Origin of the sequence: Pseudomonas sp. NFPP02, assembly GCF_900119355.1 — a bacterium.
Taxonomy (GTDB): Bacteria; Pseudomonadota; Gammaproteobacteria; order Pseudomonadales; family Pseudomonadaceae; genus Aquipseudomonas; species Aquipseudomonas paracarnis.
Genome location: NZ_FPJI01000011.1, coordinates 220809 through 229800 on the forward strand (window position 1 = coordinate 220809; position 8992 = coordinate 229800).

Genomic DNA, 8992 nt, shown 5'->3' on the forward strand with positions numbered 1-8992 from the left:
ACACTCCGTTAGGCGGGGCGGGCATGACCGCCCTGCCCCACCAAAATCAAATACGCCGTGCGGCGTAACGCTTGAGCATGCTCGGAACATCGAGAATCAGTGCGATGCGACCGTCACCGGTAATGGTTGCGCCCGACATGCCTGGGGTTCCCTGCAGCATCTTGCCCAAAGGCTTGATCACCACTTCTTCCTGGCCCACCAGTTGGTCGACCACAAAGCCGATGCGCTGGGTGCCCACGGACAGAATCACCACATGGCCTTCGCGCTGTTCTTCATGGGCGGCCGAGGCCACCAGCCAGCGCTTGAGGTAGAACAGCGGCAACGCTTTGTCGCGCACGATCACCACTTCCTGGCCGTCCACCACGTTGGTGCGCGACAGGTCGAGGTGGAAGATCTCGTTGACGTTGACCAGCGGGAAGGCGAACGCCTGGTTGCCCAGCATCACCATCAGGGTCGGCATGATCGCCAGGGTCAACGGCACCTTGATGACGATCTTGGAGCCCTGGCCCTTGGTCGAGTAGATATTGATCGAGCCGTTGAGCTGGCTGATCTTGGTCTTCACCACGTCCATGCCCACGCCACGCCCGGACACGTCGGAGATCTCGGTCTTGGTCGAAAAGCCCGGGGCAAAGATCAGGTTGTAGCACTCGGTATCGGTGAGGCGGTCGGCGGCGTCCTTGTCCATCACGCCGCGCTTGACCGCGATATTGCGCAAGATGGTCGGGTCCATGCCTTTGCCGTCATCGGTGATCGACAGCAGGATGTGGTCGCCCTCTTGCTCCGCCGCCAAAATCACCTTGCCGTTGCGGGACTTGCCGGCGGCTTCGCGTTCTTCCGGGGTTTCTACACCGTGGTCGACCGCGTTGCGCACCAAGTGGACCAGCGGGTCGGCCAGGGCCTCGACGAGGTTTTTGTCGAGGTCGGTTTCTTCGCCCACCAGCTCCAGGTTGATTTCTTTCTTGAGCTGGCGCGCCAGGTCGCGAACCAGGCGCGGGAAACGGCCGAAGACTTTCTTGATCGGCTGCATCCGCGTTTTCATCACCGCGGTTTGCAGGTCGGCGGTGACCACGTCGAGGTTCGACACGGCCTTCTGCATGGCTTCGTCGCCACTGTTCAGGCCCAGGCGCACCAGGCGGTTACGCACCAGCACCAGTTCGCCCACCATGTTCATGATGTCGTCCAGGCGCGCGGTATCCACGCGCACGGTGGTTTCGGCTTCGCTGGCAGGTTTTTCCGCTGCCGCTGGGGCCGCTGCACGCGCAGGGGCCGGGGCGGCGGCAGGTGCTGGCTTGGCAGCCGGCGCAGGTTTGGCAGCAACCGGTGCCGCAGTGGCTGGTGCTGCAACCTGCGCGGCCGCGGCCGGGGCCACTTCGCTGAACTTGCCTTTGCCGTGCAACTCGTCGAGCAGAGCTTCGAATTCGTGATCGGAGATCAGCCCATCATCGGCAGGTGCTGCGCTGGCCGCTGGCGCAGCGGCGGCAGTGGCCGCCACCTCAGGCAGGGCTTCAGCCACAAAGGTGCCTTTGCCATGCAGTTGGTCGAGAAGTGCCTCGAACTCGTCGTCGGTGATGTCGGTGCTGGCGTTGGCAGCGGGTGCTTCTGGCGCAGCAGCAGGCGGGGCCACGGCATCTGCTGCGAACTGGCCTTTGCCGTGCAACTGGTCGAGCAACGACTCGAATTCGGCGTCGGTAATGTCTTCACTGCTCGGCGTCGCGGCAGGCTGCACCGGCGCTTCAGCTTCGGCCTTGACCGCGCTGAGGGAGTTGAGCAGTTGTTCGAACTCACTGTCGGTCACGTCCGGCTCGGCTTGCGCCACCGGCTCCGGTGCGGCCTCGACCACCGGCGCAGCCGCGGTGTCGGCAGGTTCGGCCAGGCGCGCCAGGGCGGCCAGCAGTTCCGGGGTGGCAGCGGTGATCGGTGCACGTTCACGCACCTGGCTGAACATCCCGTTGACCGCATCCAGTGCTTCGAGAATCACGTCCATCAATTCCGAGTCGACGTGACGCTCACCCTTGCGCAGGATGTCGAAGACGTTCTCGGCGATGTGGCAGCACTCCACCAGCTCATGGAGCTGGAGGAAGCCGGCGCCCCCTTTTACAGTGTGAAAACCGCGAAAAATTGCATTGAGCAGGTTCGCATCATCCGGTCGGCTTTCCAGCTCGACCAGTTGTTCGGACAGTTGCTCTAGAATTTCGCCGGCCTCTACAAGGAAATCCTGAAGGATTTCTTCATCGGCGCCGAAGCTCATGTGGGTGCTCCTTAGAAGCCTAAACTGGATAACAGGTCATCTACGTCATCCTGACCTGACACAACGTCTTCACGTTTATCGGCATGAATCTGCGGACCTTCACCCTTGGCGAGATGTTTTTGTGGATCTTTTTCCGAGAGGATCGCTTCGCGGTCATGTTCGATGCCGGCAAAACGATCGACCTGGCCGGCCATCAGCACCAATTTGAGCAAGTTGCTTTCCACTTCGGTGACCAACTGGGTCACGCGCTTGATCACCTGGCCGGTGAGGTCCTGGTAATCCTGGGCCAGCAGGATGTCGTTGAGGTTGCTGGCCACCGTGCGGTTTTCCTGTTCGCTGCGCGACAGGAACCCGTCGACGCGACGCGCCAATTCACGAAACTCTTCAGCGCCCACTTCGCGGCGCATGAAGCGGCCCCAGTCCTGGCTCAAGGCCTGGGCTTCGGTGGCCATGCCGTTGACCAGGGGCGTGGCGTTTTCCACCAGGTCCATGGTGCGGTTGGCCGCTGCCTCGGTCAGCCTGACCACATAGGACAGGCGCTCAGTGGCATCAGTGATCTGGGAAATTTCTTCGGCCTGGGGCATGCGCGGGTCAATCTGGAAATTGACGATTGCGCTGTGCAGCTCGCGTGTGAGCTTGCCCACTTCCTGGTACAGGCCGCGGTCACGGGTCTGGTTAAGCTCATGGATCAACTGCACCGCATCGGCGAACTGGCCTTTTTCCAGGCTGTCGACCAACTGGTGAGCATGTTTTTTCAGGGTCGACTCAAAGTCGCCCTGTGACGTTTCGTTATGCTCCATAGCTCCCCCGCGATGGCATTAGCCGTGGATGCGTTCGAAGATTTTCTCGATCTTCTCTTTCAAGGCCAGTGCCGTGAATGGCTTGACCACGTAACCGTTGACCCCGGCTTGGGCGGCTTCGATGATCTGTTCGCGCTTGGCTTCGGCGGTCACCATCAGCACAGGCAGGCTGCGCAGTTTTTCATCGGCGCGCACATGGCGCAGCAGGTCGATACCGGTCATGCCCGGCATGTTCCAGTCGGTCACCAGAAAGTCGATGCTCCCGCTGTTGAGGATCGGAATGGCCGTCAGGCCGTCATCCGCCTCGACCGTGTTGGTGAACCCAAGGTCACGCAACAGGTTTTTAATGATCCGCCGCATCGTTGAGAAGTCATCAACGATGAGGATTTTCATGTTCTTGTCCAATTCGACCTCCAAGCAGTCTTAAACGCGCCCAGCACCTGGACGCGCCATTTCAATCAACAGGCGTTACACAAAAAGGACTGCCCAGGGCACCACGGCACACACCCGCGAAACCTTGCGATCTCACGGCAGCGTCTGCAGTGCCCCCACACTGCCTGTCAGCGCGCGCGCCACTCGGCCAATCGGCCCCGCAAGCGGGCTGCGCACTGGCTATGCAACTGGCTGACACGCGATTCGCTGACCCCCAGGACCTCACCGATTTCCTTGAGGTTCAGCTCTTCGTCGTAGTACAGCGCCAGCACCAGCCGCTCACGCTCTGGCAAATTGGCGATTGCATCGGCCAACGCGCCCTGGAAACGTTCATCTTCCAGGTCGCGCGACGGCTCCGTATGCGCGCTCGCGCCGTCCTCGTGCAGCCCTTCGTGCTCGCCGTCCTGTAAAAGGTCGTCGAAACTGAACAGGCGGCTGCCCAAGGTATCGTTCAAAATCCCGTAGTAATCGTCGAGACTCAATTGGAGTTCGGCCGCAACTTCATGATCTTTAGCGTCACGGCCGGTTTTTGCTTCAATTGCCCGAATTGCATCGCTGACCATGCGCGTATTGCGGTGTACCGAACGCGGCGCCCAATCGCCTTTACGCACTTCATCGAGCATCGCGCCACGGATACGGATACCCGCATACGTTTCGAAACTGGCACCCTTGCTGGCGTCGTATTTGGTCGAGACTTCAAGCAGGCCGATCATGCCGGCCTGGATCAAGTCTTCGACCTGCACACTCGCGGGCAGGCGCGCCAACAGGTGATAGGCAATGCGCTTGACCAACGGCGCATAGCGCTCGATCAATTCGCCCTGGCTGTCACGTGCCGACTTTTTGTAAAGGTTGTAGCCGCTGGATGTCATAGCACCGGTCCTGCGCTCGTCTGATGCACCAAACGCTCGACGAAAAACTCCAGATGCCCCCGCGGGTTGGCGGGCAACGGCCAGGTATCGACCTTCTGGGCAATGGCCTTGAACGCCAGTGCGCATTTCGAACGAGGGAACGCTTCGTAGACCGCACGCTGCTTTTGCACGGCCTTGCGCACACACTCGTCATAGGGAACTGCGCCGACGTATTGTAAAGCCACATCGAGGAAGCGATCCGTGACCTTGGTCAACTTGGCGAACAGGTTGCGCCCTTCCTGCGGGCTCTGGGCCATGTTGGCCAGAACGCGGAAGCGGTTCATGCCGTAGTCACGGTTAAGCAGTTTGATCAGCGCATAGGCGTCGGTGATGGAGGTGGGTTCGTCGCACACCACCAACAGCACTTCCTGCGCTGCGCGCACAAAGCTGACCACCGACTCGCCGATCCCGGCGGCGGTGTCGATCACCAGCACGTCGAGGTTGTCGCCGATGTCGCTGAACGCCTGGATCAGCCCGGCATGCTGCGCGGGGCTCAGGTGCACCATGCTCTGGGTGCCCGAGGCCGCCGGCACGATGCGAATGCCTCCGGGGCCCTGGAGCAGCACGTCGCGCAGCTCACAGCGGCCTTCGATCACATCGGCCAGGGTATGTTTGGGTGTCAGCCCCAGCAGAACGTCCACGTTCGCCAAGCCCAGGTCAGCATCCAGCAGCATGACGCGACGGCCAAGCTCTGCCAGGGCCAGGGACAAATTCACTGACACGTTAGTTTTCCCGACGCCACCTTTGCCGCCGGTCACCGCGATCACCTGTACGGGATGCATGCTGCCCATTTTATTTCTTTACCTTGTCTTGCTTAGACGCAGGCTACATGGCTTGGCCGCGTGAATCGCTTGCAGACCATCGATGTAGGTACATTTCACGGTGTTCATCCTGCCTCAACCCACCCGTTTAGCCGGGTGGTGGTAAAGGTCGGCGAACATATCGGCCATCGCTTCCTCGCTAGGCTCGTCTTGCATTTGCACACTCACGGCACGGCTGACCAACTGATGACGGCGCGGCAGATGCAGATCATCCGGGATCCGCGGCCCGTCGGTCAGGTAGGCAACCGGTAATTCATGGCTGATGGCCAGGCTCAACACCTCGCCCAGACTCGCTGTTTCGTCGAGCTTGGTGAGGATGCAACCGGCCAGGCCGCAACGCTTGTAACTGTGATAAGCAGCGGTAAGAACCTGTTTCTGGCTGGTGGTTGCAAGCACCAGGTAATTTTTTGACTTGATGCCTCGCCCGGCCAGGCTTTCGAGCTGCATGCGCAGCGCCGGATCACTGGCTTGCAGGCCGGCGGTATCGATCAGCACCACGCGCTTGCGCAACAACGGGTCGAGGGCATTGGCCAGGGACTGGCCCGGGTCGACATGGGTCACCGGCACGTTGAGGATGCGGCCCAGGGTCTTGAGCTGCTCCTGAGCGCCGATACGGTAACTGTCCATGCTCACCAGGGCGATATTCTGCGCGCCGTATTTAAGCACGTAACGGGCCGCAAGCTTTGCCAGGGTGGTGGTCTTGCCCATGCCGGCGGGGCCGACCATGGCGATTACACCGCCCTCTTCCAGGGGTTCGATTTCCGGCGTGGCAATCATGCGCGCCAAGTGCGCCAGCAGCATGCGCCAGGCCTGCCGCGGCTCTTCGACTTCAGCGGTCAAGGCCAGCAGGTCGCGGGACAACGGGCCGGACAGGCCGATGCGTTGCAGGCGACGCCAGAGGTTGGCTTGCTGCGGCTTGCTGCCTTGCAGTTGGGTCCAGGCCAGCGAGCCGAGCTGCACTTCGAGCAATTCACGCAGGCCGTTGAGTTCAAAACGCATCGAGTCAATCACGCGCTGGTCAACTGCGGCAGCCGGGGCAGGCGCTGCAGGACGCGGCGGTTCGACAAAGGTGGGTTCAACCAGCGGCTCGGCGGCGGTCAGCGGCAGGCCGGCAAACAGCTGGCGATTGGTGCTGGCATCGCTGTCGCCACGCATGCTCAGTTCAGCCTGGGCCGACACAATGCGCGAGGCGGTCTTGCGCAGCTCGTCTTCGAGCTCCATGTTTGGCACGCGCGGGGCCAGCGCCTGGGGCGTGTAATCCAGGGCAGCCGTCAGCTCGACACCGCCGGCAATCCGACGGTTACCGATAATCGCGGCATCGGCGCCCAGCTCATCACGGACCAGTTTCATGGCCTGACGCATATCGGCGGCGAAAAAACGCTTAACTTGCATAACCCACTACCTCAGCCATTGGGCCCAACTGTCGCGACAATAGTCACTTGCTTATTGTCAGGAATTTCCTGGTAAGCCAACACGTGCAAATTCGGTACGGCCAGGCGTCCGAACCGCGACAACATCGCGCGAACCGGGCCGGCCACCAGCAGGATCACCGGGTTGCCCTGCATTTCCTGGCGCTGTGCGGCGTCGATCAACGAACGCTGCAGCTTTTCAGCCATGCTTGGCTCCAGTAAAACGCCCTCTTCCTGGCCTTGCCCTGCCTTCTGAATACTATTGAGCAATATTTGTTCCAACCTGGGCTCCAGGGTGATCACAGGCAGCTCCGACTCAGTCCCTACAATGCTTTGCACGATTGCGCGGGACACGCCGACACGCACCGCCGCCACCAGAGCGGCAGTATCTTGACTCTTGGCGGCATTGTTGGCGATGGCCTCGGCAATGCTGCGAATGTCGCGCACGGGCACCTGTTCGGCCAACAGCGCTTGCAACACCTTGAGCAACTGCGACAGTGACAGCACGCCAGGCACCAGCTCTTCGGCCAGTTTTGGCGACGATTTGGCCAGCAAGCCCATCAATTGCTGGACTTCCTCGTGGCCGATCAACTCGTGGGAGTGCTTGTAGAGAATCTGGTTGAGGTGCGTGGCGACCACGGTGCTGGCATCCACCACGGTGTAACCGAGGGACTGCGCCTGGCTGCGCTGGCTGACTTCGATCCACACCGCTTCCAGGCCGAAAGCCGGATCTTTGGCGGTAATGCCGTTGAGGGTACCGAACACTTGGCCGGGGTTGATCGCCAGTTCGCGGTCCGGGTAGATCTCGGCTTCGGCCAGGATTACCCCCATCAGGGTCAGGCGATAAGCGCTGGGGGCCAGGTCGAGGTTGTCACGGATATGCACAGTGGGCATCAAGAAACCCAGGTCCTGGGACAGCTTCTTGCGCACACCCTTGATCCGCGCCAGCAGTTGCCCACCCTGGTTGCGGTCGACCAGCGGGATCAGGCGGTAACCGACTTCCAGGCCGATCATGTCGATGGGCGTGACGTCGTCCCAGCCCAACTCCTTGGTTTCCTGGGCGCGGGCCGGGGATGGCAGCAGCTCCTGTTGACGGGCGATTTCCTGCTGGGCCTGGACTTTGACCTGGTTCTGCTTTTTCCAGAACAGGTACGCCGCACCACCCGCCAGGGCCGCCATGCTCAGGAACGAGAAGTGCGGCATGCCCGGCACAATGCCCATGATCGCCATGATGCCCGCCGCCACGGCCAGGGCCTTGGGCGAAGCGAACATCTGCCGACTGATCTGCTTGCCCATGTCTTCGGAGCCCGAAGCACGGGTAACCATGATGGCCGCCGCTGTGGATAACAACAGTGATGGCAATTGCGCCACTAAACCGTCACCGATGGTCAGCAAGGCATACACCTTGCCGGCATCGCCGAATGTCATGCCGTGCTGAAACATACCGACGGCCACACCGCCGATCAGGTTGATGAACAGAATCAACAGGCCGGCGATGGCGTCGCCGCGCACAAACTTGCTGGCACCGTCCATGGAGCCGTAGAACTCGGCTTCCTGGGCGACTTCCGCCCGACGGGCCTTGGCTTGGCCCTGGTCGATCAGGCCGGCGTTGAGGTCGGCGTCGATGGCCATCTGCTTGCCGGGCATGGCGTCGAGGGTAAACCGCGCGCTCACCTCGGAAATCCGCCCGGCGCCCTTGGTCACCACGACGAAGTTGATGATCATCAGGATCGCGAACACCACGATACCGACCACGTAGTTACCGCCGATGACCACCTCACCGAACGCCTGGATCACCTTGCCGGCGGCGGCGTGGCCGTCCTGGCCGTGGAGCATCACCACCCGCGTGGAAGCGACGTTCAATGCCAGGCGCAGCAGGGTCGCCACCAGCAAAATCGTCGGGAACACCGCGAAATCCAGTGGTCGCAAGGCGTACACGCACACCAGCAACACAACGACGGACAGGGCAATGTTGAAGGTAAAGAACACGTCGAGCAGGAACGGCGGCATCGGCAACATCATCATTGCCAGCATCACCAGCAACAACAACGGCACACCCAGATTGCCCCGCGACAGGTCAGTCAGGGTGCCACGGGCCGTGTTGAGCATTTGAGAGCGATCTACCACCGGTATTCCTCGGGTCCTTGAAGCAAAGTTTTGACGCTGGAGGGCGACTTGGAGGCGGGGTTGCAAGAAGCCTTCCAACTTTGCTTTTGGGGCGATTTTCGAGTGGTAACCGATTCAAGTGTGGGAGCTGGCTTGCCTGCGATGCGGTGTGTCAGGCGCACGACTTGAGCACTCTGCAAGGGTGACGCAGAGCGTCAAGCGATGCGTTTCCCACGCGGGAGCGTGGGAACGATCAAGAGGCTTGATA

At 61.2% G+C, this 8992-nt stretch carries 7 protein-coding genes; all 7 read right to left on the reverse strand.

Annotation, left to right across the window (positions count from 1 at the left end):
- Positions 1–46 precede the first annotated feature (46 nt).
- The 7 genes from BT204_RS20105 to flhA all read right to left on the reverse strand — a co-directional run bounded on the left by BT204_RS20105 (position 47) and on the right by flhA (position 8727).
- Positions 47–2248, reverse strand: a complete 2202-nt coding sequence (locus BT204_RS20105; RefSeq protein WP_072448066.1) for a chemotaxis protein CheA — start codon at positions 2246–2248, stop codon at positions 47–49.
- Positions 2249–2259: 11 nt separating this feature from the next.
- Positions 2260–3048, reverse strand: a complete 789-nt coding sequence (locus tag BT204_RS20110; protein ID WP_003192906.1) for a protein phosphatase CheZ — start codon at positions 3046–3048, stop codon at positions 2260–2262.
- A gap of 18 nt (positions 3049–3066) precedes the next feature.
- Positions 3067–3441, reverse strand: coding sequence for a chemotaxis response regulator CheY (locus BT204_RS20115; RefSeq protein WP_003192908.1), 375 nt, complete (start codon positions 3439–3441; stop codon positions 3067–3069).
- A 167-nt stretch (positions 3442–3608) separates the two neighbouring features.
- Positions 3609–4349 (reverse strand): RNA polymerase sigma factor FliA, encoded by a 741-nt coding sequence (fliA, locus tag BT204_RS20120; protein WP_003192909.1) that lies wholly within the window; start codon positions 4347–4349, stop codon positions 3609–3611.
- The gene (gene fleN / locus BT204_RS20125; protein WP_003192912.1) at positions 4346–5179 is read right to left on the reverse strand and encodes a flagellar synthesis regulator FleN; all 834 of its coding nucleotides are present in this window, start codon (positions 5177–5179) and stop codon (positions 4346–4348) included. Before fleN ends, fliA begins: the two co-directional genes overlap by 4 nt.
- 105 nt (positions 5180–5284) lie before the next feature.
- Positions 5285–6601 (reverse strand): flagellar biosynthesis GTPase FlhF, encoded by a 1317-nt coding sequence (gene flhF / locus BT204_RS20130; protein WP_003192914.1) that lies wholly within the window; start codon positions 6599–6601, stop codon positions 5285–5287.
- A gap of 11 nt (positions 6602–6612) precedes the next feature.
- Entirely contained in the window at positions 6613–8727 is a 2115-nt protein-coding gene (gene flhA / locus BT204_RS20135) for a flagellar biosynthesis protein FlhA (protein ID WP_034126796.1), read from the reverse strand.
- Positions 8728–8992: the final 265 nt, after the last annotated feature.